The following is a 26,494-nucleotide window of genomic DNA, read 5'->3' as shown; positions in this document are numbered from 1 at the left end:
CGCGTGTCGGTCACCGGCTGGGTGAGGCATGGAGGTGTCAGGAGATGCCTTCTGGAGGCATTCCTTGTCGGTCGAGCTGAACCACACGATCATCCACGCCCGGGACAACCGGGAGTCCGCTGAATTCTTCACGGACCTTCTGGGCCTTGAAATCACTTCTGAATGGGGCCCGTTCATCGCGGTGGCCCTGAGCAATGCAGTCACGCTGGACTTCGCCACCATCCCCGCGAAGGACATCGCGCTGCAGCACTACGCCTTCCTCATCTCCGAGGAAGAGTTCGACGCGGCGTACGAGAAGATCTCGACGCGCGGCATCGAGCACTGGGCAGATCCGCAGCAGAAGCTGCCGGGCGAGTTCAACACCAACGACGGCGGCCGGGGGGTCTACTTCCTGGACCCGGCGGGCCACGCCATGGAGCTGATCACCGTCCCGTACGGCGGCTTCCCCGGTTCATGACGGGCAGCTCTTCGCCTTGTCCCCCCGGTACGTCCGGTACAGCGGCAGCTTCTCCTTGTCGTCGGACCGGGCGACCGGCGGGAACTCGATGATCGGGACGGGCTTGCAGACGGCCCACTGGTTGTTCTCACCCGGCCCTGTGAACCCGTAGGTGCCGCCCGCCCCGACCAGACAGCCGGTGCACGCCCCTCCATTGATGGTCGAGATGGTGAGCGTGCTGTACACGTCCTTGGTGGAGGGCAGCAGGGCCGGATCGGGGGTGTGCGCGCCACCTTCGTTGATCTCGCCGTATGTACGGTCGACAGCGGACGCGAGGAGAGCGAACCCGTCGTGGTACATGGCCGCGTACCCGTCCTTCAAGGGCTCGGCCCCCAGCTCGTGTTCGCTGTCGATCTTCTTGAAACGCGCGAGGAAGGGGGAGAAACCCGAGGGCGCCTCGCCGGTGGCCTTCGCCCAGGCGGGGTCGTAGGCCGAGGCGTCGACGATCGTGGCGTTGGCCCTGTGCAGACTGCGTGCGGCATCGGCGGAGGTGAGCGTCGGCTCCAGGCCGATGCCGACCTTGAGGATCCGCAGCTTGCCGCCGCCGCGGTCGCAACCACCCTCATGGGCAAGGCGGTTGATGAAGGCGGGCAGGTCCTGGTCGCGTCCCGCGAAGAAGACGGTGTCCGCCTTGTCACGGCAGATCCTCGCGACGGCGTCGGCGAAGCGCCGCGGGATGCCCTGATCGTCGCCCGACGAGCCGATGTAGTGGGAGTTGTGGTTCTTCAGGTCGTAGGTCTTGCCGAAGTGCCGGTCGAAGACCTCACGCAGGTTCTGGGAGTACACGTCGCCCTCGCGGCTGTCCCAGAGCAACAGGCCCTTCTTCTCCTGCGGATAGCGGTCGAGGTAGCGGGTAAGGGCCTTGGCGAACTGTTCGTTGTTGGGCGATGTCTTGAAGAAGTACCGGGAGTTCATGGAGGCGGCGGTGATCACCGGGCCGACCGTGGGGATGCCGCGCCGGGTGAGCTCGGCGACCGCCTCGCGGGTCTCCGTCGTACTGCTCGGGATGCCGGTCACCCCCACGAGCGGGGCCCGCGTGTCCCGCGTCAGCTCGGCGAGACGGTCCACGACGGGCTTCCACTCGCTGAGGTCCTTGCCGTCGGGGGCGAAGAGCAGCTGGTAGTGCGGCCCGCTGGCGCTGTTCGCCTCCAGCTGCGCCGCGTGGGCACCCGCGAGGGCGCGCCGGATCATGTCGCCGGTCATCGCGCTGGACTCGTCCGACGTGAAGGGCATCATCAGGGCGATGCGTACGTAGGGAGTGCGCGCCTTGCCGCCCGACGGGTTCTCCCAGCCCTGCTCCACCCTGGCGTTCTCGTCCGCCACGGCCTTGATGAGGCTCTTGGTCTTCTCGTCCGCGTCAAAGGCGTGGTCGGTGACGCCGACACACTCCCCGGCGATCTGCTCCAGGCCGTCACCGCACGGGCCGGGGCGCGAGCTGTTCCAGGTGACGGCGCCCGCGACGAGGGCGATGACCACCACCGCGGCCACGAGCCATTCGAGGGGGCCCCACTCCTTGGGCGGGTGGTTGAACATCATGACCCCTCACTGGCGGGGACGGGCAGGACCTTCCGTCTGCGGGCGGCCACCGGCCAGTCGCGGGCGGCCCTGCCAAGGGCTGCGTACCAGGTGCGGTGGCGCCGGGAGAGGAATCCGAGTTCGTCGCCCACCGCCTGGCACAGGGTCTCGGCGTCCGGGTCGATCGCCGCGTCGGCGTACGGCTCGGACAGGTACCACAGGGCGTGCAGGAGCCGGTTGATGCTGCGGCCCGCCTCGTCGAGGTGGGTGTAGCGGGCGGCGTACTCCCCCAGGGCGATCTCCACCCGGTGGTCGCTCCAACCGCCCGCACCGTCCTGGGAGTTCACGGACGATCCGCCGCCCGCCGACGGCGGAGTCGGGGCGGTGGCACAGTGCCGCAGGCAGAACAGCCAGTGCTGGACGCTCTGTTCCGCCTCCTCCGCACCGAACTCGTCCGCCAGCATGTCCACCACCTGTGCGGCGTTCCCGGCGGCCAGACTGTGCCGCAACGCGTCCGCTTCCTCGGTGTCGGAGCGCTGCACGTGGTGCAGATGCAGGAAGCGGTGGATCTGGTGCCAGCTGTGCGGATCGTCGGGGGGCGGCGAGGTGCGGCGCGCCTCGTGGACGAGGAGCGACTGAAGCAGCCGGCTCTCGACCAACGGCGCCTCGACGGGGACGGATTGCTGCCACTGCCGCTCCACCAGGTACTGTGCCGCCGCATTGGCGGGCAGCTGCTCGGGCCCGTCGAGACGCAGGTCCTCGGCGAGTGCCTCCGCGGTCGCGTTGTCCCGGGCCAGGCACAGCACGAGGAGCCGGTCGCGCTGGCGCCGGTCCGGCAGCAGATCCTCAAGCAGCACCTGGGTGACCGGGCGCCCCTGCGCGGTGGGCAGGTCGAGCAGGTCCCTGGGGGTCACCGTGCGGTTCTGCCGCGCCGCGTGCACCACGGCGTCGCACAGCGCGGTACCGGCCGCCGGGTGGCCTCCGGTCAGCGAGTGCAGCGCCGATGCCAGGTGCGGGTGGAGCAGCCGCGCCGACGCCCGGTCGAGCATCGACAGGACGTCGTCCCTGCCCAGCGGCGTCAGCGGCACGACGAGCAGCCCGGCGGACGGATCGTGTCCGGTGCGCTGCCAGATGGCGGCGGCCTGCTTGCGCCGCGCGCCGCCCACGGCGGGCAGCAGGTCCGCCAGTTCGCGGCGCACCGCCTGCGGCGCCTCGTCCTGCGGTACGTCCCCGAGACGGGTGGCGACGACGGTGATCCGGTCTCGGTGGGGCCGCTGCGCGACGGCGCGGTGTTCGAGGAGCAGGTTCAGGAAGCGCTGCCCCGCGGGGGCGTGCGCCTCGTCGAGGAGGATCAGTGGCCAGGGCTCACGGTTCAGGTGCCGTACCAGGCCGTAGGTGTCGGCCACTTCCTCCAGGAAGGCGGCCATCAGGGTGTTCTCGACGGCGTGCTGGTAGTCGCCGCCCCGGTGGAAGCGCCGGCCGAGCTCCAGCAGGGCATCGGGTTTCCCGGTGACGCCGTCCGGCGTGGTGTGCCGCTGCCCGTACCAGTTCCGGGCCGGGGCGAGGCCGCGCAGGGACTGGAGTTCACGCAGGATCGCCGCGGTGACCGGCTGCGAGCCGTCGTCGTCCTCCACCGCGATGCCGGCGGCGGCCGCGCCCGCCGCCTCGGCCACGGAGGCTTCGACCCGCTCCGACCACTGCCGCGCCACGTCCCGCTCGTCCCCGGCCAGAAGACCGCAGGCGATCAGGAGCCGGGCGTGCCGGGCACACATGGCGTCCCGCCCGTCCGCGTCGCCCAGGCACCAGCCGGTGACCGCGAACAGGCCCGGCAGCAGGACGGGGAACAGGCCGAGCCCGGGTGCGAGCGCGCACACGATCCGTTCGAGGACCTGCACGAAGTCGGCGGCCGGCGCGGCGGGCACGCCCCCGGACTGTGCGGGGACGGCGGCGGACGCCCCCGGCGTCACGACCCGCACATGGGCCAGCGGGAGCCGCTTGTGGTAGTGCCGCGCGAGCCCGTCCAGGACGGCGCTGCGACCGAGTCCGTGCTGCCCGGTGAGCAGGACGACGGGCACGTCGTCGCCGAACTCCCGTTTTCTGCGCGCCCGTTCGTCGTAGGCCAGGCCGGTGAGCGACGGAATGAGTGAGCCCAGCAGAGGACCGCGACCGTACAGCGGTGGCGTTTGCGGCTTGCCCATCCGACGACATCCTGCTTCCGCTGGGGGCCTTCGGCCGCGCTCGGGGCGAGTCGCAGCGCTCCCCCGGTCAGCAGCCGCTGACTACTGCTCCAACTCCCTGTAGAACAGTGGAACTTACCCCCTTTCCGTCAGGGCTGTGGGTAGATCTCGAGGTCGACCCGGTCGGGGACGTTCGCCGCCGCACGGACCTCTCCCGGGTAGGCGAGCCTGACCCGTCGCAGCCCGGACAGGCCGGCCAGATGAGAGAGATCGATGTCGGTGCCCTGGGTGAGATGGATCTCCACAAGTCCCGGCAGCCTCCGGGCGATACGCCGCAGCGAGACGGGTGCGCCCGGCTTGGCGTACACATAGAGATGCGTGACCTGCGAGACCTGCGCCTTCGGGTCGAAGAGCAGCGTGCTCAGCTGCTCGGGCGAGAGGGTCACCGTGCGCAGCGCGGGCAGCTGGGCGAGCAGGGCGCCCCAGCCGTCCGGCAGTAGCCGGTCGCCCGCTTCGTGCAGGCGCAGCTCCTCCAGCGCCTGGAAGTGCGCGATCTCCGACAGCTCGACCGTACCCATCGGCAGCGCGAGGACCCGCAGATCCCCGAGGCGTGACAGATCGGCGAGCCCGCGCCAGGGCACTTGTAGCCCCAAGTGCAGGGCGCTGAGGCGCGGGCACTGGGCCAGCTTCGCCAGCGGTTCGAACTGCGGGAGGTCTTCCAGTACGAGGGTGTGCAGCTGGGGCAGCCGGGTGAGCGGCGCGGGCTCCCTGAGGTTGCGGCAACCCTGCAGGGTGAGGCTCTCCAGTGCCGGGAAGTCCGCGAGCAGACCGAGGTCGTCCAGCTGGAGCGCGCCGCGCAGCCGCAGCTCGCGCAGGCGCCGGGGGTCCAGCGCCGCGCGGATGGCCGTCGGGGCGAAGTCGCCGTGAATGCCGACGCGTTCGCATCCGGGCAGGGTCGCGAGGGCGTCGAGCTCGGCACCCGAGCGCACGGTGACGGGCTGCGACGGATCCGCGGTCAGGAGCGGCCGGATGATCTCCTTGGCGTAGACACCGGTGTCGAACCGGTCCCAGTGTCCGAGGAGTTGGGCCCGCACCACGGGCTGTCGGGTGCCGAGGAACTCCGTCAGACGCGGGATGGCGGCGTCACCGCCGATCTGGCAGATCGCGTGGACGGTCGCCAGCTCCTCGTCGCCCTTCAGTTTCCCCGCCCTGGGCAGCAGGCCGAGCAGCAGCGGCCCCGTGCGCGCGAGGACCCTGGCCTGGCGCAGGCTGCGCGGCGGCAGCATGCGCGCCGCCTCGGTCTCGATGGTCCGCCGCACGACGGGGTCGAGACGGGTGGCCTGCTCCAGCGAGGCGAGGGCGAGCAGCCGCAGTCTGGCCTGTACCGTCGCGTCCTTCTCGCGGTTGCCGCGGTCGTTGAGCCGCATGAGCAGATCGGCGCGTCCGTTGTGATCGCTCTGCGCCACGGCCATCTGCACCACGTCCTCCCACTCTTCGGCATGGGCGTTCTTCACCAGAATGCCGAAGTCCCGCTCTTCGAGCACCGCCTTGGCGCCGAGATAATCCTGAAAGGTGCGGTGGACGAAATCCACGGCACCCGAGGCGGGTTCACGCAGCAGTCCGGTGCGTACGAGGAGATACCGCAAGGCGTGCTCGGGGTCTCCCATCCGCTGGAGGCTCGGCACCTGGGGTTGAAGCCTGCGGAGCAGCTCCACGGCGTCCGTACGTTCGATCTGGGTGCGTTCGTTGCGGATGAGCCAGTACGCGAGGCGTTTGAGGGGTTCGGCGGCGGCCTCCTCGCTGAGCTCGGGGGGCACGCCGCGCTCCTTGTCGCGCCGTTCAAGCAGCATGGACAGGGCCGCTTTGTAGAGGGCGGACCGCCCCTCGGGCAGAAAGCCGTTGCGCTCCCTGTGCAGGGCGCAGATCAAGCTGCACATCAGCGGGTTGGTGGCGAGCCTGCTCAATTCCGGGTGTGTGCGCAGGGATTGGATCAGCTCGTCGTCCGTTCCTTCAGGCGCTTCGGCCGCCGTGTGCCACCGCTGGATGAAGCGCCACAGATCGTCGGGGCGCAGCGCGTTCAGGGTGAACTCGTGGAAGCCCTCGCGCTCCAGCCAGCCGGGGGCGAGCGCGGAGGGGCGGGTGGTGGCGAGCCACAGGTTGCCGGAGAAGGCGGCGAGGAGCCGGCGCAGCCAGTCCCTGGTGCGTGTGCGGTCGGCCTCGGGAATCTCGTCGAGGCCGTCGATGAGCAGGACCCCGCGGCCGTTCTGCAGCACGCGCGCCGTCCAGCCGTCGGGTTCGGTGCCCACCAGCGGGCAGCCCATCCGGCGCAGGAAGTCGTCGGGCAGCGGCAGTTCGGTGCCCTCGCGGACCAGGGTGCGCAGCGGGAGGACGAAGGGAACGCGCCCCAGGAGCTGCGGCAGATGCCCCGGCACCGTCTCCTGCCGCGCGGTGGTCAGGGCCAGCCACTGGACGAGCGTCGTCTTGCCCGTACCGGCGAGCCCTTGCAGCAGGACGCGCCCGTGACCGACGAGGACGGTCTCGACGCTCTCTTCGAGTTCCGCCGCCCTTCCCTCGCGGGCCGCGTCGGGTTCGTCGTCCACGGCGGCCGTCGCGACGGCCCGCAGGCTCAAGTAGGCGCTCTCCAGGGGCCACTCCTGGCCGCCGGGGTCGCGCAGATCGACTCCGTAGAGGGTGAGGCTGCCGTGCCGCTCAATGACGTAGGCGGCATATTTCTCCTCGAAGCGGGCGTCCGCCGCCATCCAGTCGTCGCCCGATACGCGGCGCAGAATGACCTCCAACTGGTCGCGCTGGCGCCGCAGTTCGTGGAACTCCTCGAGTTGGGCCCGGGCCGCGAATCCGGGCCGCTGGGTGAAGAACCGCACGAGGTGCACGCAGGCCGTCCGCAGGAGTACGTCGTGGAAGAGCGCCGCGTCGCGGGTGAGCAGCCTGCGCGTGTCGGGCCCGGCCTTGCGGGACAGTTCCCTGGCCAGTTCTTCGGGCCCGAGCACGAAGACCTGCACGTCGTCCATGTCGAGCTCGCCGAGGGCGAAGAGGGTACGGGTCAGGGCCTGCCCGACGGCGTCGTGCTCGTCGTCCGCGATCGGCCGCTCGTGCGGCCCGGCGGCCCGTACCGCCCGGCGCACCAGCTCCCGGGCGAGCCGGTGCATGTCGTCCTTGCTGAGCGCGGGGTGGTCGCCCGCGAAGGACAGCAACCCCTTGATCCGTACGGGCCGTTCGGTGTACTCGGCTCCCGGCGCCTTGGGCGGCGGCAGCAGCAACCGCTTCAGCAACGGCACCACGACCGAGGACGCGACCTTGATGCCCACTGCTCCAGCGTCCACTGCAACCCCCGTCGCCGCCGCGCGTTCCCTGGCACACAAAGCGTAGGGCCCGCACCCCCCGGCAAGGGAAGTGCGGGCCCAACTGCCCTGGGGCGAGACCTACTTGCGGATCAGCGAACGCAGCACGTACTGCAGGATGCCGCCGTTGCGGTAGTAGTCCGCCTCGCCGGGGGTGTCGATGCGGACGACCGCGTCGAACTCCACGCCGGTGTCGGTGGTGACCTTGACCGTCCGAGGCGTGGAGCCGTCGTTCAGCTCGGTGAGGCCCGCGATGGAGAAGGTCTCCTCGCCGGTCAGGCCGAGGGAGTCGGCGGACTGGCCCTCCGGGAACTGCAGCGGGACGACGCCCATGCCGATGAGGTTCGAGCGGTGGATGCGCTCGTACGACTCGGTGATGACGGCCTTCACGCCGAGCAGGCTGGTGCCCTTGGCGGCCCAGTCGCGCGACGATCCTGAGCCGTACTCCTTGCCGCCCAGGATGACCAGCGGGATGCCGGCGGCCTGGTAGTTCTGCGAGGCGTCGTAGATGAACGAGACCGGCGCGTCGGCCTGCGTGAAGTCACGCGTGAAGCCGCCCTCGGTGCCCGGCGCGATCTGGTTGCGCAGGCGGATGTTGGCGAACGTGCCGCGGATCATGATCTCGTGGTTGCCGCGACGGGAACCGTACGAGTTGAAGTCGCGGCGCTCGACGCCGTGCTCCGACAGGTACTTGCCGGCCGGGGTGTCGGCCTTGATCGCACCGGCCGGGGAGATGTGGTCGGTGGTGACCGAGTCGCCCAGCTTGGCGAGCACGCGGGCGCCGGAGATGTCCTGGACCGGGGCCGGCTCCATGCCCATGCCCTCGAAGTACGGGGGCTTGCGGACGTAGGTCGACTCGCCGTCCCACTCGAAGGTGTTGCCGGTCGGGATCGAGAGCGCCTGCCACTGGGCGTCGCCCGCGAAGACGTCCTGGTAGGACTTGTTGAACATGTCCTCGCCGATGGAGTTGGCGACGACGTCGTTCACCTCGGCCTCGGAGGGCCAGATGTCCTTCAGGTAGACGGGCTTGCCGTCCTGGTCGACGCCGAGGGCGTCCTTGGTGATGTCCACCTTCATCGAACCGGCGATGGCGTACGCGACGACCAGCGGCGGGGACGCCAGGTAGTTCATCTTGACGTCGGGGTTGATGCGGCCCTCGAAGTTCCGGTTGCCGGAGAGGACGGACGTCACGGCCAGGTCGTGGTCGTTGACGGCCTTCGAGACCTCCTCGGGCAGCGGGCCCGAGTTGCCGATGCAGGTGGTGCAGCCGTAGCCGACGAGGTTGAAGCCGACCTTGTCCAGGTACGGGGTCAGGCCCGACTTGTCGAAGTAGTCGGTGACGACCTTGGAACCCGGGGCGAGGGTCGTCTTGACCCACGGCTTGCGGGTCAGGCCCTTCTCGACGGCCTTCTTCGCGACGAGCGCGGCGGCGACCATCACGTACGGGTTCGAGGTGTTGGTGCAGGAGGTGATCGCGGCGACCGTGACGGCGCCGTGGTCGATCTCGTACGTCGAGCCGTCGGGGGCCGTGACGGTGACCGGCTTCGACGGGGCGCCGTTGGGGTGGTTCGCCGGGGAGTCGGAGGCCGGGAAGGACTCCTTGCCCGCCTCGTCGTCGTCCGCGACGTAGTTGCGCACGTCGACCGCGAACTGCTGGGCGGCGTTGGCGAGGACGATGCGGTCCTGCGGGCGCTTGGGACCGGCGATCGACGGGACGACCGTCGAGAGGTCCAGCTCGAGCTTCTCGGAGAAGTCGGGCTCGGCGGCCGGGTCGAGCCAGAGGCCCTGCTCCTTGGCGTACGACTCGACGAGCGCGACCTGCTGCTCGTCACGGCCGGTCAGGCGCAGGTACTTCAGCGTCTCGTCGTCGATCGGGAAGATCGCGGCGGTGGAGCCGAACTCCGGCGACATGTTGCCGATGGTGGCGCGGTTGGCGAGGCTCGTGGCCGCCACACCCTCGCCGTAGAACTCGACGAACTTGCCGACGACGCCGTGCTTGCGCAGCATCTCGGTGATCGTGAGGACGAGGTCGGTGGCGGTGGTGCCGGCCGGCAGCTCGCCGGTCAGCTTGAAGCCGACGACGCGCGGGATGAGCATGGAGACCGGCTGGCCGAGCATCGCGGCCTCGGCCTCGATGCCGCCGACGCCCCAGCCGAGGACGCCGAGGCCGTTGACCATCGTGGTGTGCGAGTCGGTGCCGACCAGGGTGTCGGGGTAGGCCTGGCCACCCCGGACCATGACCGTACGGGCCAGCTTCTCGATGTTGACCTGGTGGACGATGCCGGTGCCCGGGGGGACGACCTTGAACTCGTCGAAGGCGGTCTGGCCCCAGCGCAGGAACTGGTAGCGCTCCTTGTTGCGGCCGTACTCCAGCTCGACGTTCTGGCCGAAGGCCTCCGCCGTGCCGAACTTGTCGGCGATCACGGAGTGGTCGATGACCAGCTCGGCCGGGGCCAGCGGGTTGATCTTCGCCGGGTCGCCGCCGAGCTCCTTCACGGCCTCACGCATGGTGGCGAGGTCCACGACGCAGGGCACGCCGGTGAAGTCCTGCATGATCACGCGGGCCGGCGTGAACTGGATCTCCTGCGACGGCTGCGCCTGGGAGTCCCAGTTGCCGAGCGCGCGGATGTGGTCGGCGGTGATGTTCGCGCCGTCCTCGGTGCGGAGCAGGTTCTCCAGCAGCACCTTCAGGCTGTAAGGGAGGCGCGCGGAGCCCTCGACCTTGTCCAGCTTGAAGATCTCGTACGACTCGTCGCCCACGCGCAGCGTGCTGCGGGCGTCGAAGCTGTTCGCCGACACGACAGTCTCCTTCATATATGTGCGCGTTCCGTCACATCCTGCCGCCACGACTCCTCGTCGATCCGCTAAGGTAAGGCTTAGTTAGGTAACCCTTACCGGGGGGCGGCTTATGGTGCGCCTCGGCAGATATCTCGATGTCGAGATAACTCTAGTACATCACCCTGCGCCGCGACGAGGCGCGGGGTCTCAGACCTGCCGGGACAAGCACCTGGCCGGGCGCTTCGGCCTGCCCTCCTTCGATCAGGTCGACGAGCAGGGACACGGCCGTGCGTGCCGTGCGTTCCGGGTCGAGGGTCACCGTCGTGACGGGCGGCTCGGTCTCCGCGTACCCCGGATCCTCGCTCGCGCACACGAGCAGCAGATCGTCCGGGACCCGCAGGCCGTGCCGGGCCGCCACGGCGAGGAGCTGGCGGCCGCCGGGGTCGTAGACGGCATGGACGGCGTCGATCCGTCCGAGCACCTCGTCGAAGGCATGACCTTCATCGTCGTACTCATCGAAGGGAACCACCAGCGGGGGCAGTGAGCGCCGGGCGCACCACGCCTCGTACGTCTCGGTCACCACGCGCGCGTAGTGCTCACCGCCGCTGCCGGACTGCAGGGCGATACGGCGGGCGCCGGCCGCGGTGAGGTGGTCGAGGACCTCGTGGGTGGTGGCCACGTGGTCGTTGTCGACCCAGCGGTCCGTGGGGTGCGGGTCGCCGGGGGCGCCGTCGAAGACGAGCGGGATGCCGCGGGCGCGCAGGGCGCGGACCATGGGGTCGCCCGGGGTGCTGTCCATCACGAGCATTCCGTCCACGGCGATGCCGTGCCAGGTGTCCTCCGTGACACGGTCCGCCGGGAGGGTGGTGAGGGCGTAGCCGCGGGCGTGGGCCGCGGTGGTCGCCGCCGCGACGGCTCGGGAGAAGTAGGCGACTTCGGTGTAGTTCCAGGCTTTCCGATACGTGGTGACGGCCACGCCGATGGTCCGTGTGCGGGGCGTCGCGGCCCCGCTGTAGCCGAGGGCCGTGGCGGTCTGCCGTACCCGGCGGCGGGTGGACTCGCTCAGGCGGCCCGTGCCGTTCAGGGCGTGCGAGACCGTCGCAGTCGACACCTCGGCTGCGCGGGCTATGTCGGCGAGGGTTGGCCTGTGCACGCCGGGGATCCTACGGAATCGGTCGTGGGCGGGGGGTTCTGGTTAACGCGTTACTCGCGGAGTCTCGCTCCCGCCAAGCCACCCGATCACCCCGGAGTGCCCTATGACGTCTCCGCAGTTCTCTCCCCTCTCCCGCCGCGGCCTCCTCGCCTCCGCAGGGGCCGCCGGGCTGCTCGCCGCCGTGGGGGCGCCCGCCGAAGCAGCACCCGCCGCCGCACCACGCCGCTCCGCCGCGCTCGTCGTGCACAACTCCCGTGTCTTCAGCGGAACCCGGGGTCACGCCCGCGCGCAGGCCGTCGCCGTCGGGCGGGACGGGAAGATTCTCGCCGTCGGGAGCGATGGCGCCCTCAAGCGGTTCATCGGGCGGGACACCCAGGTGGTGGACGGGCGTGGCGGCACCCTGATGAGCGGGATCCACGACGGGCACGCGCACCCGACGGGCGCCGCCGACCGCTCCCTGAAGCCCTCGCTCGCCGGGGCCGAGCAGACCGTCGACGAGCTGCAGAAGACCCTCACCGGGTTTCTGAAGGACTCCGCCGACCAGGAGCCGGACGGGTGGCTCGTGGTGGAGGACTGGAACCCGGTGGGCCTGCTTCCGCACGGCACCGCGCCGCACCACTCGATGCTCGACGCCCTGCCGACCCGCCGGCCCATCGCCCTGGTCGGCGGCGACGGGCACAACGTCTGGGCCAATCAGCGGGCCCTCGACATCGCGGGGATCACGGCCGCCACTCCGGAGCCGCCCGGCGGAAAGATCGTCAAGGACAAGGACGGCAAGCCCAGCGGCGTGCTCAAGGACGACGCGCAGCCGCTGGTGACCCGGCACATCCCCGCGCCGGACCGCGAGCAGCTCATCGCCGCCGCGAAGAAGACCTTCGCCGAGGCCGCCGCGTCCGGGATCACCACCTTCATGGAAGCGGTCGTCGGCGAGAACGAGTTGAGCCTCTATCAGGCGCTCTCCGAGCGCGGCGCGTTGCCGCAGCGCATCGTCCCGGCGCTGCGGATCGACTCGGACCTGGCCAAGGACCCGGCGGCGGCCCTGGCGTTCGCCCGCAAGCTGCGGGACGACTTCGGCGGCGTACGCGGACTGCGGTTCGGCACGGTCAAGGTGTTCCTCGACGGGGTCATCGAGTACCCGGCGCAGACGGCCGCGATGCTGGAGCCCTATACGGACAAGGACGGGAAGCCGACCGACAACCGCGGTGAACTGTATGTGTCCGGCGCCGATTACGGCCGGCTGACCGCCGCCTTCAACAAGGACGGCTGGCAGATGCACGCGCACGCCATCGGCGACCGCGCCGTGCGCACCTCCCTCGACGGATACGCGTACGCCCTGCGCAAGACGGGGATCCGTGACGTCCGCAACACCACCGCCCACCTCCAGGTCGTCGACCCCGCCGACCTGCCCCGCTTCGCCAAGCTCGGCGTCATCCCCTGCCTGCAGCTGCAGTGGGCATCGCCGAGCACCTGGACCATGGAGGCGCTCCTGCCCTACATCGGTGCCGAGCGCCACCGTTGGCAGTATCCGGCGCGCAGCCTGGAGCGGGCCGGGGCGCGGCTCGCCGGCGGCTCGGACTGGCCGGTCGATCCGCTCCAGGTGTGGAACCAGGTGCGGACGGCCGTCGACCGGTACGGCGCCGAAGGCGAGGGCGATGGGGACCTCTACCGCGAGGAGGAAGGCATCAGCCGTACGTCGTCCCTGCTCATGCACACGCTCGGCACCGCGCGCCAACTCCGCATGGACCACCTCACCGGAACCGTCGAGCAGGGCAAGTCGGCCGATCTGGTGCTGCTCGACCGGGATGTGACGCGGTGTCCGGTGGCCGATATCAGCTCCACCGAGGTGCGCCTGACGTTGACCGGGGGCACAGTGGTGCACGATGCCGAATCGTCGGCCGGGCGCGCTGCCGCCGCCCGGGTGACGCGGGCGGCGGCGGGTCCGAGGCCGGACGCGCAGGCCGCGGTGCACGGCGGGCGGCACGGTTCGTGCGGCTGCGGCTGACGCGCGTGCCGGAAAGGGCGTAGCACAAAGGCGTAGGACAAAGGCGTAGGACATGGCCATACGGGGACGACACGCGAAGGGCGTACGAGACGGGGAACTTCCGTACCCAATCAGCCGTTTCCCGTATGGCCTACCCCAGCGCGTGCACCATCTCATATCTGAGATAACCTGCCCGCATGGCAGACGATTACCTCGTACGCATCGGCAAGCTCATCCGTGACGCCCGGCAGCACCGGGGCTGGACACAGTCGCAGCTCGCCGAGGCGCTCAGCACAAGTCAGAGCGCCGTGAACCGCATCGAGCGGGGCAACCAGAACATCAGCCTTGAGATGATCGCCCGGATCAGCGAGGCGCTCGACAGCGAGATCGTGTCGCTCGGTTACGCGGGGCCGATGCACCTGCGCGTGGTCGGCGGGCGCCGGCTCTCCGGCTCCATCGACGTCAAGACGAGCAAGAACGCCTGCGTGGCGCTGCTCTGCGCGTCGCTCCTCAACAAGGGCCGCACGGTCCTTCGCCGGGTCGCGCGCATCGAGGAGGTCTACCGTCTCCTCGAGGTCCTCGGCTCCATCGGCGTACGCACCCGCTGGATCAACGACGGCGTCGACCTGGAGATCGTGCCGCCCGCGCAGCTCGACATGGAGGCGATCGACGCCGAGGCCGCGATCCGGACCCGCTCGATCATCATGTTCCTGGGTCCGCTCCTGCACCGCATGGACCACTTCCAGCTGCCGTACGCGGGCGGTTGCGACCTCGGCACCCGCACGATCGAGCCGCACATGATCGCGCTGCGCCGCTTCGGGCTCGACATCGCGGCGACCGAAGGGCTCTACCACGCGCAGGTCGCGCGCGACGTCACCCCCGACCGCCCGATCGTGCTGACCGAGCGCGGCGACACCGTGACCGAGAACGCGCTGCTCGCCGCGGCACGCAGCGCGGGCACGACCGTCATCCGCAACGCCTCGTCGAACTACATGGTCCAGGACCTGTGCTTCTTCCTGGAGGCGCTCGGCGTGCAGGTCGAGGGCATCGGCAGCACGACGCTCACCGTGCACGGCGTGCCGAACATCGACGTGGATGTCGACTACTCCCCCTCCGAGGACCCGGTCGAGGCGATGAGCCTGCTCGCCGCCGCGGTCGTCACGGAGTCCGAACTGACGGTCAACCGCGTCCCGATCGAGTTCCTGGAGATCGAGCTCGCGGTCCTGGAGGAGATGGGGCTCGACCACGACCGCACGGCGGAGTACTTCGCCGACAACGGCCGTACGCGCCTGATCGACCTCACGGTCCGCCCCTCCAAGCTGGAGGCGCCGATCGACAAGATCCACCCGATGCCGTTCCCCGGCCTCAACATCGACAACGTCCCCTTCTTCGCGGCCATCGCGGCGGCGGCGCAGGGCAAGACGCTGATCCACGACTGGGTCTACGACAACCGCGCGATCTATCTGACCGACCTCAACCGCCTCGGCGGGCGCCTCCAACTCCTCGACCCGCACCGCGTGTTGGTGGAGGGCCCGACCCGCTGGCGCGCCGCCGAGATGATGTGCCCGCCGGCGCTGCGGCCCGCCGTGGTCGTGCTGCTCGCGATGATGGCGGCCGAGGGCACGTCCGTCCTGCGCAATGTGTACGTGATCAATCGCGGGTACGAGGAGCTGGCCGAGCGGCTCAACTCGGTCGGCGCCCAGATCGAGACGTTCCGGGACATCTAGGGGCGGGCCTTCTGGTTGTCCTGCTGATCGTTGCCCCGCTACGACTGGGCAACGATCAGCAGCCGTGCCTGGAGTCGGGCGTGGGCGCGGTGCTGGGGTGGGCGCATGACAGACCGCAGCACCATCCCCGGCACTCGCGCCCTCGTCGTCTGCGCCGCACTCGCCCTCTTCGGGGCGGGGTGCGGCGACGGGTCCGCGACGGCGGACAAGTCGCCGTCGGCCTCCCGGGACGGCAATCCCGTGTCGACTCCGTCCGCGGGCGGCCCGCCGCCGTCCGGCGGCAAGGGCTCCAAGGACCCGGACGACATCAACGGGGACGGGCATCGCGATCTGCTCCTGCCGGTGCCGTCGCGCGACAAGAACGGAGAGCCGCGGACCGGTGTCGTCTTCGGCTCCGCCAAGGGGCTCGACCCGTCGACACACGCCGTGTACCGCTATGCCCCGGGCTACGTCACCACCGTCGACCTGGACGGTGACGGCTATCCCGACTTCGTCTCCACGACCACCGACGACGTGCCGGACGACGTGTCCGACGATCCCGGCGCGACCATGCGGCAGGAGCAGCCGACCGTGGACTGGGGCGGCCCGAGCGGGCCGAAGGCCGCTGCGAAGCCGACCCGGATCCAGATACCGGGCGGTCTCTCCGGCAGCGGTCTGACACGGCCGGTGCGGGGCGACTTCGACGGGGACGGGCACCACGACATCGCGGCGCTCCAGCAGAACGGGTCCGTGACCCTGCTGTACGGCCCCTTCACCCGCTCCGGTGCCCCGGCCCGCTCCGACTCCCGGCCCGGCAAGGGGAGTTGGCTCGCCGCGGACGACATCGTCCCGTCGGGCAAGCCGCGCGCCACCGGTCTCCTGGTCCACGAGGGCGACGACGGCGAGCAGTCGGCCGGGGTCCTCTACCCGGCGCGCAACGGAAGCGGTCTCTCCCGCACCCCCGTCGAGCTGCGCGAGGGCAACTCGGTGGCGTTCGGCGACTACGACGGTGACGGCGCCCGCGATCTGGCCATCGGTGACGACGGGAGCCGCAACGACGAGCCGGGCGCCGGCGTGGAGGAGCCGGAGGTGGCCCACTCGTACGCGGTCTACCCCGGCAAGGGCGGCGCCCCGATCGCGTACAAACTCCCGAAGAGCCGCAGCCCGTACGAAGGGCCCCACGACTACACCTCCGCGGACCCGGACGGCGACGGCAAGGACGGCCTGTTCATCGCCACGGCCGACGGCGCTCTCCTGATGGAAGGCGAGGGCGACCGCACGAAGGTGCTCCGTGTGGGGCCCGCTCGGGCGAACGGCAAGAAGATCCCCACGAAGTGGCGGTACGCGCGCCCCTACGCCGCCGCCGACTTCGACGCCGACGGCAAGGAGGAACTGGTCCTGAACTGGAGCGCGGACGGGCTCTTCCGGATGTACAGCGAGGAGCCGACGCACTGGTGGATCACGGAGGGTACGTCGGGGCGGGACAGGGCGGCTTTCGCGACGACGTCCTTCCCCGCGCCGACTCTTGGGTGACGACTCGCGGTCTGCCTGCCTGCCGGCTCAGTCCAGGACTGCCACTCCCTCCAGCTCCACCCTGCACTCCTCGTCCCAGAGGCGGACGGCACCGATGACCGCCATGGCGGGGTAGTCGCGGCCCGCGAGCCTTCGCCAGATGTGGCCCAACTCGGCTGCCTGGACGCGGTAGTCGGCGACGTCCGTGGCGTAGACGGTGACGCGGGCGAGGTCGGCGGGGGTGCCGCCGGCGTGGCGCAGGGCCGTGAGGAGATTGGTGAGGGCCCGCTCGAACTGCTCGGGGAGGGTGGCGCCGACGATCTTGCCGTCGGCGTCGAGGGCGGTCTGCCCCGCGAGAAAGACGATGCGGCTGCCGGTGGCGGTGACGGCGTGGGAGAAGCCGGTGGGCGGGGAGAGCTCGGCGGGGTTGAGGCGGCGGAGGGGCATCTTGGGGCTCCTTTGGGTTGCGGCTGAGAGTCGTCTGCGGTCCGTTGCGCCTGCGGCGGGCTTCTTTCCCCAATCCCACCCCTTCCCAAAACTGGGGGCTCTGCCCCAGACCCCCGATTGCCCGGCAGGTGTCTGTCTTTTTCAGCCCGTCGAGGGGGTCCCCCCTGCTCTTTAAGAGCTTGGGGGAGTTTGAGGACGAACTCGGCGGAGCCGGTGATTGACCGAGCCATGAGCCCGACGGAGTCGGAAAGTTCGGGAAGGGGCGGGATTGGGGAAAGTCACCCGTCTGTAGCCGCACCCGCGTACAAGTCCTTCGCGATGATCCCCCGCTGCACCTCACTCGCCCCCTCATAAATCCGCGGCGCCCGCACCTCCCGGTACAGATGTTCCAGAAGATGCCCGCGCCGCAACGCGCACGCCCCGTGCAACTGCACCGCCGCGTCCACCACGAACTGCGCCGTCTCCGTGGCCAGCAGCTTCGCCATCGCCGCGCGGCGAGCCACGTCCGGCTCACCGCGGTCGTACGCCGCCGCGGCCGCGTACACCATCAACCGAGCCGCCTCCGTCCGCGTCGCCATCTCCGCGACCTGGTGCGACACCGCCTGCAGATCGCTCAACTTGCCGCCGAACGCGTCCCGCCGGGCCGTATGCGCCAGCGCCGCGTCCAGCGCGGCGTCGGCCATGCCGACAGCGAACGCGCCCACGCTGGGGCGGAAGCGGTTCAGCGTCGTCATGGCGACGCGGAAGCCGCGGTCCGGCTCGCCCAGGAGGTCGTCAGTCGTCACGCGTACGCCGTCGAAGGCGAGGGCGCCGATCGGGTGCGGGGAGAGCATGTCGAGGGGGGTGCCCGAAAGACCCGCCCGGTCGGCGGGGACCAGGAATGCCGTGACGCCGCGCGCGCCCGCGTCCTGGGTCGTACGGGCGAAGACGGTGTAGAAGTCGGCCTCGGGGGCGTTCGAGATCCAGCACTTCTCCCCCGTAAGACGCCAGGACGACGCCCCGTCCGGCGACGCCCGCAGCGCAAGCGCCGCCGCGTCGGAGCCCGCGCCGGGCTCCGAGAGCGCGAAGGCCGCCACCGCCCGCCCCTCGCGGGCCGGGGTGAGCCATCGGTCCCGCTGGGCGGTGGAGCCGTACTCGGCCACCGGATGCGCGCCGAGCCCCTGCAGGGCAAGCGCCGTCTCCGCCTCCGTGCAGCCGTGGGCGAGCGACTCGCGGAGGAGACAGAGGCCCAGGGCTCCGCCGCCCGCGGGTCCGTCGCCCGCACCGAACAGGCGGTCCAGCAGGCCCAGTTCGCCGAGCGCCGCCACCAGCGGGCGGTTCACCCGGCCCGGCTCGCCCTTCTCCACCAGGGGCCGCAATCGCTCCGCGGCCAGCGCACGCAGCTCCGTACACCAGGCGATTTGTTGTGGATTGAGCGAGAATGCCGTCATGCCGGGCCCCTCCTCTATCGCGAACCGTTGACTGTCGTCACCATCACGATACGCTCGTTGTGCGAGCTCACCACAAGCCCGAACGGCAACCCGAACGGCAAGGGGGCGACCCGCTGTGGACGCCAAGAGTGCACCCCGACTCCACCCATCGGCTCACATCGACACCTTCGCCCGCGACCATCTCCCGCCGCCGGCGCAGTGGCCCGCGTTCGTCCACGACCGGCCCGAACTGCACTACCCCCGGCGTCTCAACTGCGGCGCCGAGCTCCTGGACCGTACGGTGGAACGGCTCGGCGCGGGGCGCACCGCGTTCCGTTCGGGGTCCGGCGAGGCCTGGACGTACGGCGAACTGCAGCGGCACGTCGACCGGATCGCGCACGTCCTGACGGCCGAGCTCGACGTGCTGCCGGGCCACCGCGTCCTGCTGCGCGGGCCCACCACGCCCTGGCTGGCGGCCTGTTGGCTCGCCGTGATGAAGGCGGGCGCCGTCGCGGTGACGGTGCTGGCCCAGCAGCGCTCGCAGGAGCTGGCCACGATGTGCGAGATCGCCGAGGTCAGCCACGCGCTGTGCGATGTCCGCGTGGTCGACGACCTGGTCAAGGCCGGGATTCCGGGGCTGAGCGTCACGACCTTCGGGGGCGAAGGGAGTGATGATCTGCTGGCCCGCGCCGGCCGGCAGCCCGATGTGTACGAGCCCGTGGACACCTCCGCCGACGACGTCGCGCTCATCGCCTTCACCTCCGGCACCACCGGGCGCCCCAAGGGGTGCATGCACTTCCACCGTGATGTGCTCGCCATCGCCGACACCTTCGCGCGGCACGTCCTGAAGCCGGGGCCCGACGACGTCTTCGCGGGCAGTCCGCCGCTCGGTTTCACCTTCGGGCTCGGCGGGCTCGTCATCTTCCCGCTGCGGGCCGGCGCCTCGTCGCTGCTGCTCGAACAGGCGGGCCCCAAGCAGTTGTTGCCCGCCGTCGCCGAGCACGGCGTCACCGTGCTCTTCACCGCCCCTACCGCGTACCGCGCCATGCTCGACGAGCTGGGCAAGCCGGACGCGTGCGACATCTCCACGCTGCGCCGGTGCGTCTCCGCCGGGGAGAATCTGCCCGCCGCCACCTGGCAGGCGTGGCACGAGCGCACCGGGCACCGCATCATCAACGGCATCGGCGCCACCGAGCTCCTGCACATCTTCATCTCGGCCGCGGACGAGGAGATCAGGCCCGGCACCACGGGGCGGCCCGTGCCCGGGTGGCACGCGCGCGTGGTCGACGATTCGGGGGCTCCGGTACCGGACGGCGAGCCGGGTCTCCTTGCCGTGCGCGGGCCCGTCGGCTGCCGGTATCTGGGCGACGAGCGCCAGTTGCAGTACGTACGTCATGGGTGGAACGTCACCGGTGACACGTACGTCCGTGACGCCGACGGCTACTTCCGGTACGTCGCTCGCGCGGACGACATGATCATCTCCGCCGGGTACAACATCGCGGGACCGGAGGTCGAAGAGGCGCTGATGCGGCACCCGGACGTCCAGGAGACGGCGGTGGTGGGGCGGCCCGACGAGCTGCGCGGCCAGATCGTCGTCGCGTACGTCGTGGCCCGTGCGGGCACGGCCCGCGACCCCGAACGGCTGCGCGCATTCGTGAAGAGCGAGCTTGTGCCCTACAAGTGCCCGCGCGAGATCGTCTTCCTGGACGCGCTGCCGCGTACGGCGACGGGCAAACTCCAGCGGTTCCGGCTGCGGGAGTCCGGGCACGTAGAGTGATCACGTGTCCGAGCAGCACACTCCCCGGTCCCTGATCGTCACCTTCTACGGCGCCTACGGGCGCGCGGCCCCCGGCCCGGTGCCCGTCGCCGAGCTGGTCAGGCTTCTCGCCCCCGTCGGCGTGGACGCCCCGTCCGTGCGCTCGTCCGTGTCCCGGCTCAAGCGGCGCGGCCTTCTCGTGCCCGCCCGGACGGCGGCGGGCGCCGCGGGGTACGCCCTCTCGCCCGACGCACGGCAGCTCCTGGACGACGGCGACCGCCGTATCTACGCGAATCGCCCGGCCGCGCGGCAGGGCGGCGGCTGGGTGCTCGCCGTCTTCTCCGTACCGGAGTCGGAACGCCAGAAGCGGCATGTGCTGCGCTCCCGCCTTGCCGGACTCGGCTTCGGAACGGCCGCTCCGGGGGTGTGGATCGCCCCGGCGCATCTCTACGAAGAGACCCGGCACACCCTGGAGCGCCTCCAACTCGCCGTGTACGTCGACTTGTTCCGCGGGGAGCACCTGGGCTTCGCGGCGACATCCGAAGCGGTGGGCCGGTGGTGGGACCTGGCGGCGATCGCCAAGCAGCACGAGGCGTTCCTCGACCGGCACGAGCCGGTGCTCCGCTCCTGGCAGGGCCGCACGGACACTCCCCCGGACACGGCCTACCGGGACTATCTCCTTGCCCTGGACTCCTGGCGGCGGCTGCCGTACGCCGATCCGGGCCTGCCGGCGGAGCTGCTGCCGGACGGGTGGCCGGGCGAGCGGTCCGCGGAGGTGTTCGCGGCGCTCGACGAGCGGCTGCGGGAGCCGGGCGGCGAGTTCGCGGCGCCCGCCCCCTCAACTCCCCAGCGTTAGGCGGGGCTTGGGCCCGTCCGTACGCCCGGTCTGCGGGCGGCGGCTGCCCGCCCGGTAGGGCAGCGGCCAGCTGACGCCCGGTCCCGAGTACCCCTGCTCGGCCGCCGCGTGCAGCGTCCAGTGCGGGTCGTAAAGGTGCGGGCGTGCCAGCGCGCACAGGTCCGTACGGCCCGCCAGGATCAGGGAGTTGACGTCGTCCCAGGAGGAGATGGCGCCGACGGTGACGACCGGGATGCCGGTTTCGTTGCGGATGCGGTCGGCGAACGGGGTCTGGTAGGAGCGGCCGTACGCGGGGCGCTCGTCGGAGACGACCTGACCGGTGGAGACGTCGATGGCGTCGGCCCCGTGCGCGGCGAAGGCGCGGGCGATCTCGACCGCGTCGTCCGCCGTGGTGCCGCCGTCGGCCCAGTCGGTGGCCGAGATGCGGACGGTCATGGGCTTGCCACTCGGCCACAACTCCCTTACGGAGTCGAAGACTTCGAGGGGGAAGCGCAGCCGGTTAGTGAGTGATCCGCCGTACGCGTCGGTGCGCCGGTTGGTGAGCGGCGAGAGGAAGCCGGACAGCAGATAGCCGTGCGCGCAGTGCAGTTCGAGCAGATCGAAGCCGCACTGTTCCGCTCGCCGCGCGGCGGACGTGAACTGCTCGCGGATCTCGTCGAGTCCGGCGCGGTCCAGCTCGTGCGGGCGCTGACTGTTCTCCTTGTACGGGAGTGAAGAAGGCGCCACCAGCGGCCAGTTGCCGTCGCCGAGGGGGTCGTCGATGCCTTCCCACATCAGCTTCGTCGAGCCCTTGCGACCGGAGTGGCCCAGCTGGACGCCGATCGCGGTATTCGGCGCCTGCGCGTGCGCGAAGTCGGTGATCCGCCGCCAGGCGTCGGCCTGTTGATCGGTGTAGAGCCCGGCGCAGCCCGGCGTGATGCGGCCCCGCTCGCTGACGCACACCATCTCGGTCATGACGAGTCCCGCGCCGCCCAGCGCCCTTGCCCCGAGGTGGACGAGGTGGAAGTCGCCGGGGACGCCGTCCACAGCGGAGTACATGTCCATCGGCGAGACGACCACGCGGTTGCACAGGGTGAGTTCGCGCAGCCGGAAGGGTGTGAACATCGGCGGTGTGCCCTCGGGGCAGCCGAACTCGCGCTCGACGGCCGCGGTGAAGTGGGCGTCGCGCAGCCGCAGATTGTCGTGGGTGACGCGGCGGCTGCGGGTGAGCAGATTGAACGCGAACTGCCGCGGCGGCTGGTCCAGATGGTCGGGGAGCCGCTCGAACCACTCCAGGCTCGCGCGGGCGGCGCGCTGCGTGGACTCGACGACGGGGCGGCGCTCCGTCTCGTACGCGGCGAGGGCCCCGGCGATGTCGGGCTGCTCCTCCAGACAGGCGGCGAGCGCGAGGGCGTCCTCGACGGCGAGCTTGGTGCCGGAGCCGATGGAGAAGTGGGCGGTGTGGGCCGCGTCGCCGATCAGCACCGTATTGCCGTGCGACCAGCGCTTGTTGACGACCGTGCGGAAGGTGGTCCAGGCGGATTTGTTGCCGCGCAGGGGCCGCCCGCCGAGCGCGTCGGCGAAGATCTTGGCGCAGCGCTCGGTCGACTCCCGCTCGTCGAGCTCCGCGAACCCGGCGGCCTCCCAGACCTCTTCGCGCATCTCGACGATGACGGTGGAGGCGCCGGGCGCGTAGGGGTAGCCGTGCAGCTGCATCACGCCGTGCTCGGTCTCGGCGATCTCGAAGCGGAAGGCGTCGAAGGCGAAGTCGGCGGCGAGCCAGATGTAGCGGCAGCGGTGCGTCTCGATGCTCGGCGCGAACACGTCCGCGTACGCGTCGCGGGTGAGGCTGTGCACGCCGTCGGCCGCGATCACCAGGTCGTACGCCGTGGAGAGCTCGGCCGCGGGCGGCGCCTCGGCGCGGAAGCGCAGGTCGACGCCGAGGTCGCGGCACCGCTCGTGCAGGATCTCCAGGAGGCGGCGCCTGCCGAGAGCGGCGAAGCCGTGCCCGCCGGAGGTGTGGCGGCCGCCCCGGTGGACTATGTCGATGTCGTCCCAGCGGACGAACTCGGCCTGCAGCGCGGCGTACACGACGGGGTCGGCGTGCTCGATGCCGCCGAGGGTCTCGTCGGAGAGGACGACTCCGAAGCCGAAGGTGTCGTCGGGGGCGTTGCGCTCCCAGACGGTGATCTCGCGCCGCGGGTCGAGCCGCTTGAGCAGGGCGGCGGCGTAGAGCCCGCCGGGCCCGCCGCCGATGACGGCGATGCGGTGCGCCGCGGGCGGCGTGGGCGGTGTGGGCGGTGTGGGCGGTGTGGACCTCAAGGCGGGCGCATGAGTGGCCGCCTCGGTCCGCGTCGGCCCGCCGCCCTTCGGCGTCCCCACGCTCATCGCCCCTGCCACTTCGGCGGCCGCTTCTCAGTGAAGGCGGCGTGGAATTCCTTGTAGTCCTCGCCGTTCATGAGCAGCGCCTGGGTCGCCGCGTCCAGCTCGACGGCCGCCGCGAGCGGCATGTCCAGTTCCGAGGTGAGCAGCGCCTTGGTCTGCGCGTACGCGAGAGCGGGACCGTCGGCGAGGCGGCGGGCGAGGGTCCGCGCAGCCTCGGCGGCCTTGCCCTCGTCCGTCAGCTCGCTGATCAGGCCGATCCGCTCGGCTTCGGGGGCACGCACCGGTTCGCCCAGCATGAGTAGCCGCGTGGCGTGACCGAGGCCGACGACGCGGGGCAGCAGGTAGGCGGCCCCCATGTCGCCGCCCGACAGGCCCACCCGTGTGAAGAGGAAGGAGAAGCGTGCCGAGGGGTCGGCCACCCGGAAGTCGGCGGCGAGCGCGAGGACGGCGCCGGCACCGGCGGCCACGCCGTGCACGGCGGCGATCACGGGGAAGGGGCACTCGCGGATCGCGCGCACGACCTGCCCCGTCATGCGGTTGAAGTCGAGCAGCTGCGCGGTGTCCATGGAGAGGGTCGCGCCGATGATCTCGTCGACGTCACCGCCCGAGCAGAAGCCCCGCCCCTCTCCGCCGAGCACCAGGGCGCGCACGGATTTGTCGCGGGACAGCTCGGCGAGGAGATCGCGCAGGTCGGCGTAGGCGCCGAAGGTGAGGGCGTTGAGCTTGTCGGGGCGGGCGAGCGTGACCGTGGCTACCCCGTCCTCGACCTCGTACCGCAGGTGCTGCCAGTCGGGGGTGCGGTGCGCGGAGCCGGTGAAGGGACTCATCAGATGCGGCCTCCTCGGCCTGGGGCTGGAGTTCGCTGCCCTTCGAAGTTATCACCGATCCGTGACTGTCGTCATGAGTGCGCGATAAGACTGCCGCCTCACCCGCCCCACCGGGAACGAAAGTCACGATATGCGCGTCTTTTCACTTGGAGCACCACAGGGCCGGACGTCCCGTGATATGCCCTACCGACGGCCCTGTCGACATAGTGATTAAGATTCGTACGGTTGAAAGCAGGACCACCTGCTGCCTGAACGGACCACCCGCCTTGCACGAACCTCCCGCTCCCGCCTCGTGGCGCATCGCGCTGCCGCACACCACGGCAGCCGTGCCGATCGCCCGCGCGCTGGTGCGTACGGCCCTCGCGGAGATCGAGTCGGCCGCCGACACCGACACCGCGGAGCTGCTCACGGCGGAGCTGGTGGCCAACGCGGTGGAGCACACGGCGGGGGAAGAGCCGATAGAGCTTGTCATCGAGCTCCTGCCGAACGGCTGCCAGGTCGAGGTGCACGACTCCAACCCGCTGCCGCCCGGCAACCTCACGGACCCCACGCCGGACTCGGAGCCCGACCCCTGGCAGGAGCACGGGCGCGGACTGCTCCTGATCCGCACCCTCAGCTCGTCCTGCGGTCACCGCCCCACCGACTCCGGCAAGGCGGTCTGGTTCACACTGCCTGCGGCGTAGGCACCTCGGCCTCTGCCTTGGCCTTCGCCTCTGCCTCCGCTGCCGCCCTGCCGAGCCGCGAGTGCCCGCGGCCGTACAGCGCGTACACCAGAGCGCCCACCACGAGGAACACGGCGAACTGCACCCACGTCGTCCAGCCCGTGCCCCAGATCAGATAGAGGCAGAAGCCCACGCCGAGCACCGGGCTCACGGGGTACAGCGGCACCCGGAAGGTGCGCTTCAGCTCGGGGGCCGAGCGGCGCAGCGCGATCACCGCGACATTCACCACGATCATGATCGCCAGCGTGCCGATCGTCGTCAGGTTCACCACCGCGTCCAGCGACGAGAAGGCGGCGGGGACGGCGAAGACCGCCGCGACGATCCAGGTGTTGGCGACCGGCGTCGAGGTCTTCGGCGAGACGCGCTCGAAGACGCGCGGGACGAGCCCGTCCCGGGACATCGACATCAGGATGCGGGTCTGCCCGTACATCACGGCGAGTACGACGGACGCGATCGCCACGACCGCGCCGAAGGCGATGATGCCGCCGCCGACGGCCGAGTCGGTGACGTGGTCGACGACCAGCGAGAGCGCGGCGGGCTTGTCGGCGACCGCGTCGCCGCCGAGCGCGCCGATCGCGCCGAGCGCCACGGCGACGTACAGCAGGGTGACGACACCGATGCAGATCATGATCGCGATCGGGATGTTCCGCCGCGGGTTCTTGACCTCTTCGCCGGCCGTGGTGATCGCGTCGAAGCCGATGAAGGAGAAGAAGGCGAGCGAGGCGCCCGATGTGATGCCGGCGACGCCCGCGCCCGCGAAGGGCGTGAGGTTGCCGTCCTTGAACGCGGTGAACGCGATCGCCAGGAAGAGCAGCAGGATCCCGATCTTGAGCACGGCCATCGCGGCCGTCGCCCCCGCGCTCTCGCGGATGCCGCGCACGAGCAGGGTCGCGGCGAGCAGGATCACGACGATGGCGGGCAGGTTCACGACGCCGCCCTCGCCCGGTCCCATGGAGAGCGCGTCGGGCAGCTGCCGGCCGGTGAGGCTGTCGAGCAGCTCGTTCAGGTACTGGCTCCAGCCGACCGCCACGGCCGAGACGGAGACGCCGTACTCCAGGAGCAGACACCAGCCGACCAGGAACGCGGTGCGCTCGCCGAGCGATCCGTACGCGAAGGAGTAGGAGCTGCCGGAGACCGGTATCGCGCCACCCAGCTCCGCGAACGAGAATGCGGTGAAGATGCAGGTCACGGCCGCGAGGACATACGAGACGGCGACCGCGGGGCCGGCCTCGGCGACGCTGTCGGAGAGGCCGACGAAGATGCCGGTGCCGACGATGGCGCCGACACCGAAGCAGACCAGCTGGAAGAGGCCCATGGTCCGCTTCAGACCGTGCCCCTCCAGGTCTGCGCCCGATTCGGCGACGAGGAGTTCGGGGGACTTGATGCGGAGCCCTGCCGGGCCGGTCGAGCGCATGCGGTGGTTCTCATTTCGGTGG

General features: G+C 70.8%; 17 protein-coding genes. 7 read left to right on the top strand and 10 right to left on the bottom strand.

The annotated features are described in order from the left end of the window. Positions 1-64: 64 nt before the first annotated feature. Positions 65-457 (top strand): VOC family protein, encoded by a 393-nt coding sequence (locus OG453_RS28940; RefSeq protein WP_266871472.1) that lies wholly within the window; start codon positions 65-67, stop codon positions 455-457. Here the strand turns inward: OG453_RS28940 and OG453_RS28935 are convergent. From OG453_RS28935 to OG453_RS28915, 5 genes are all read right to left on the bottom strand, one after another. Beyond that, a complete protein-coding gene (locus tag OG453_RS28935) occupies positions 452-2,032 on the bottom strand; it encodes an ABC transporter substrate-binding protein (RefSeq protein WP_266871471.1) in 1,581 nt (526 codons plus the stop codon). The two genes, OG453_RS28940 and OG453_RS28935, sit on opposite strands and share 6 nt — an antisense overlap. Continuing rightward, positions 2,029-4,209, bottom strand: a complete 2,181-nt coding sequence (locus OG453_RS28930) for an ATP-binding protein (RefSeq protein ID WP_266871470.1) — start codon at positions 4,207-4,209, stop codon at positions 2,029-2,031. Before OG453_RS28930 ends, OG453_RS28935 begins: the two co-directional genes overlap by 4 nt. Before the next feature lie 128 nt (positions 4,210-4,337). Further along, positions 4,338-7,529 (bottom strand): NACHT domain-containing NTPase, encoded by a 3,192-nt coding sequence (locus tag OG453_RS28925; RefSeq protein ID WP_266871469.1) that lies wholly within the window; start codon positions 7,527-7,529, stop codon positions 4,338-4,340. Positions 7,530-7,628: 99 nt separating this feature from the next. Beyond that, a complete protein-coding gene (gene acnA / locus OG453_RS28920; protein ID WP_323178680.1) occupies positions 7,629-10,346 on the bottom strand; it encodes an aconitate hydratase AcnA in 2,718 nt (905 codons plus the stop codon). Between the two features lie 148 nt (positions 10,347-10,494). After that, on the bottom strand, positions 10,495-11,478 hold the full coding sequence (locus tag OG453_RS28915; RefSeq protein WP_266871467.1) for a LacI family DNA-binding transcriptional regulator: 984 nt from the start codon (positions 11,476-11,478) through the stop codon (positions 10,495-10,497). Between the two features lie 103 nt (positions 11,479-11,581). On the opposite strand from OG453_RS28915, the gene OG453_RS28910 reads away from it, so the two are divergent. The 3 genes from OG453_RS28910 to OG453_RS28900 all read left to right on the top strand — a co-directional run bounded on the left by OG453_RS28910 (position 11,582) and on the right by OG453_RS28900 (position 16,698). Then, positions 11,582-13,480, top strand: coding sequence for an amidohydrolase (locus OG453_RS28910; protein ID WP_266871466.1), 1,899 nt, complete (start codon positions 11,582-11,584; stop codon positions 13,478-13,480). Positions 13,481-13,656: 176 nt separating this feature from the next. Next, complete coding sequence (locus tag OG453_RS28905; protein ID WP_266871465.1) at positions 13,657-15,186, top strand: UDP-N-acetylglucosamine 1-carboxyvinyltransferase; 1,530 nt, start codon at positions 13,657-13,659, stop codon at positions 15,184-15,186. 105 nt (positions 15,187-15,291) lie between these two features. Next, a complete protein-coding gene (locus tag OG453_RS28900; protein WP_266871463.1) occupies positions 15,292-16,698 on the top strand; it encodes a hypothetical protein in 1,407 nt (468 codons plus the stop codon). 27 nt (positions 16,699-16,725) lie between these two features. On the opposite strand, the gene OG453_RS28895 is transcribed toward OG453_RS28900, so the two are convergent. Together OG453_RS28895 and OG453_RS28890 are read right to left on the bottom strand one after the other, a co-directional pair. Next, positions 16,726-17,124, bottom strand: a complete 399-nt coding sequence (locus tag OG453_RS28895; RefSeq protein WP_266871462.1) for a RidA family protein — start codon at positions 17,122-17,124, stop codon at positions 16,726-16,728. 278 nt (positions 17,125-17,402) lie between these two features. Continuing rightward, positions 17,403-18,554, bottom strand: coding sequence for an acyl-CoA dehydrogenase family protein (locus tag OG453_RS28890; RefSeq protein ID WP_266871461.1), 1,152 nt, complete (start codon positions 18,552-18,554; stop codon positions 17,403-17,405). Positions 18,555-18,669: 115 nt separating this feature from the next. On the opposite strand from OG453_RS28890, the gene OG453_RS28885 reads away from it, so the two are divergent. Further along, a complete protein-coding gene (locus OG453_RS28885) occupies positions 18,670-20,310 on the top strand; it encodes an AMP-binding protein (RefSeq protein WP_323178678.1) in 1,641 nt (546 codons plus the stop codon). A 4-nt stretch (positions 20,311-20,314) separates the two neighbouring features. Next, positions 20,315-21,145, top strand: coding sequence for a PaaX family transcriptional regulator C-terminal domain-containing protein (locus OG453_RS28880; protein WP_266871460.1), 831 nt, complete (start codon positions 20,315-20,317; stop codon positions 21,143-21,145). Here OG453_RS28880 and OG453_RS28875 read toward each other — a convergent pair. After that, the gene (locus tag OG453_RS28875; RefSeq protein WP_266873164.1) at positions 21,128-23,446 is read right to left on the bottom strand and encodes a bifunctional salicylyl-CoA 5-hydroxylase/oxidoreductase; all 2,319 of its coding nucleotides are present in this window, start codon (positions 23,444-23,446) and stop codon (positions 21,128-21,130) included. The two genes, OG453_RS28880 and OG453_RS28875, sit on opposite strands and share 18 nt — an antisense overlap. 62 nt (positions 23,447-23,508) lie before the next feature. Then, the gene (locus tag OG453_RS28870; RefSeq protein ID WP_266871459.1) at positions 23,509-24,336 is read right to left on the bottom strand and encodes an enoyl-CoA hydratase family protein; all 828 of its coding nucleotides are present in this window, start codon (positions 24,334-24,336) and stop codon (positions 23,509-23,511) included. 266 nt (positions 24,337-24,602) lie between these two features. Between OG453_RS28870 and OG453_RS28865 the strand changes: the two genes are divergently transcribed. Next, the gene (locus tag OG453_RS28865; RefSeq protein WP_323178677.1) at positions 24,603-25,019 is read left to right on the top strand and encodes an ATP-binding protein; all 417 of its coding nucleotides are present in this window, start codon (positions 24,603-24,605) and stop codon (positions 25,017-25,019) included. On the opposite strand, the gene OG453_RS28860 is transcribed toward OG453_RS28865, so the two are convergent. Next, positions 25,000-26,472, bottom strand: coding sequence for an amino acid permease (locus OG453_RS28860; protein ID WP_266871458.1), 1,473 nt, complete (start codon positions 26,470-26,472; stop codon positions 25,000-25,002). The two genes, OG453_RS28865 and OG453_RS28860, sit on opposite strands and share 20 nt — an antisense overlap. Between the last annotated feature and the right edge of the window lie 22 nt (positions 26,473-26,494).

Source organism: Streptomyces sp. NBC_01381, assembly GCF_026340305.1.
GTDB lineage: Bacteria > Actinomycetota > Actinomycetes > Streptomycetales > Streptomycetaceae > Streptomyces.
This window is presented reverse-complemented; position numbering and strand designations above follow the sequence as displayed.

Coding starts and splice junctions, on each gene's coding strand:
- OG453_RS28935 (WP_266871471.1), bottom strand. CDS start 2,032: ATGATGTTCAACCACCCGCCCAAGGAGTGGGGCCCCCTCGAATGGCTC.
- OG453_RS28930 (WP_266871470.1), bottom strand. CDS start 4,209: ATGGGCAAGCCGCAAACGCCACCGCTGTACGGTCGCGGTCCTCTGCTG.
- OG453_RS28910 (WP_266871466.1), top strand. CDS start 11,582: ATGACGTCTCCGCAGTTCTCTCCCCTCTCCCGCCGCGGCCTCCTCGCC.
- OG453_RS28905 (WP_266871465.1), top strand. CDS start 13,657: ATGGCAGACGATTACCTCGTACGCATCGGCAAGCTCATCCGTGACGCC.
- OG453_RS28900 (WP_266871463.1), top strand. CDS start 15,292: ATGACAGACCGCAGCACCATCCCCGGCACTCGCGCCCTCGTCGTCTGC.
- OG453_RS28895 (WP_266871462.1), bottom strand. CDS start 17,124: ATGCCCCTCCGCCGCCTCAACCCCGCCGAGCTCTCCCCGCCCACCGGC.
- OG453_RS28890 (WP_266871461.1), bottom strand. CDS start 18,554: ATGACGGCATTCTCGCTCAATCCACAACAAATCGCCTGGTGTACGGAG.
- OG453_RS28870 (WP_266871459.1), bottom strand. CDS start 24,336: ATGAGTCCCTTCACCGGCTCCGCGCACCGCACCCCCGACTGGCAGCAC.
- OG453_RS28860 (WP_266871458.1), bottom strand. CDS start 26,472: ATGCGCTCGACCGGCCCGGCAGGGCTCCGCATCAAGTCCCCCGAACTC.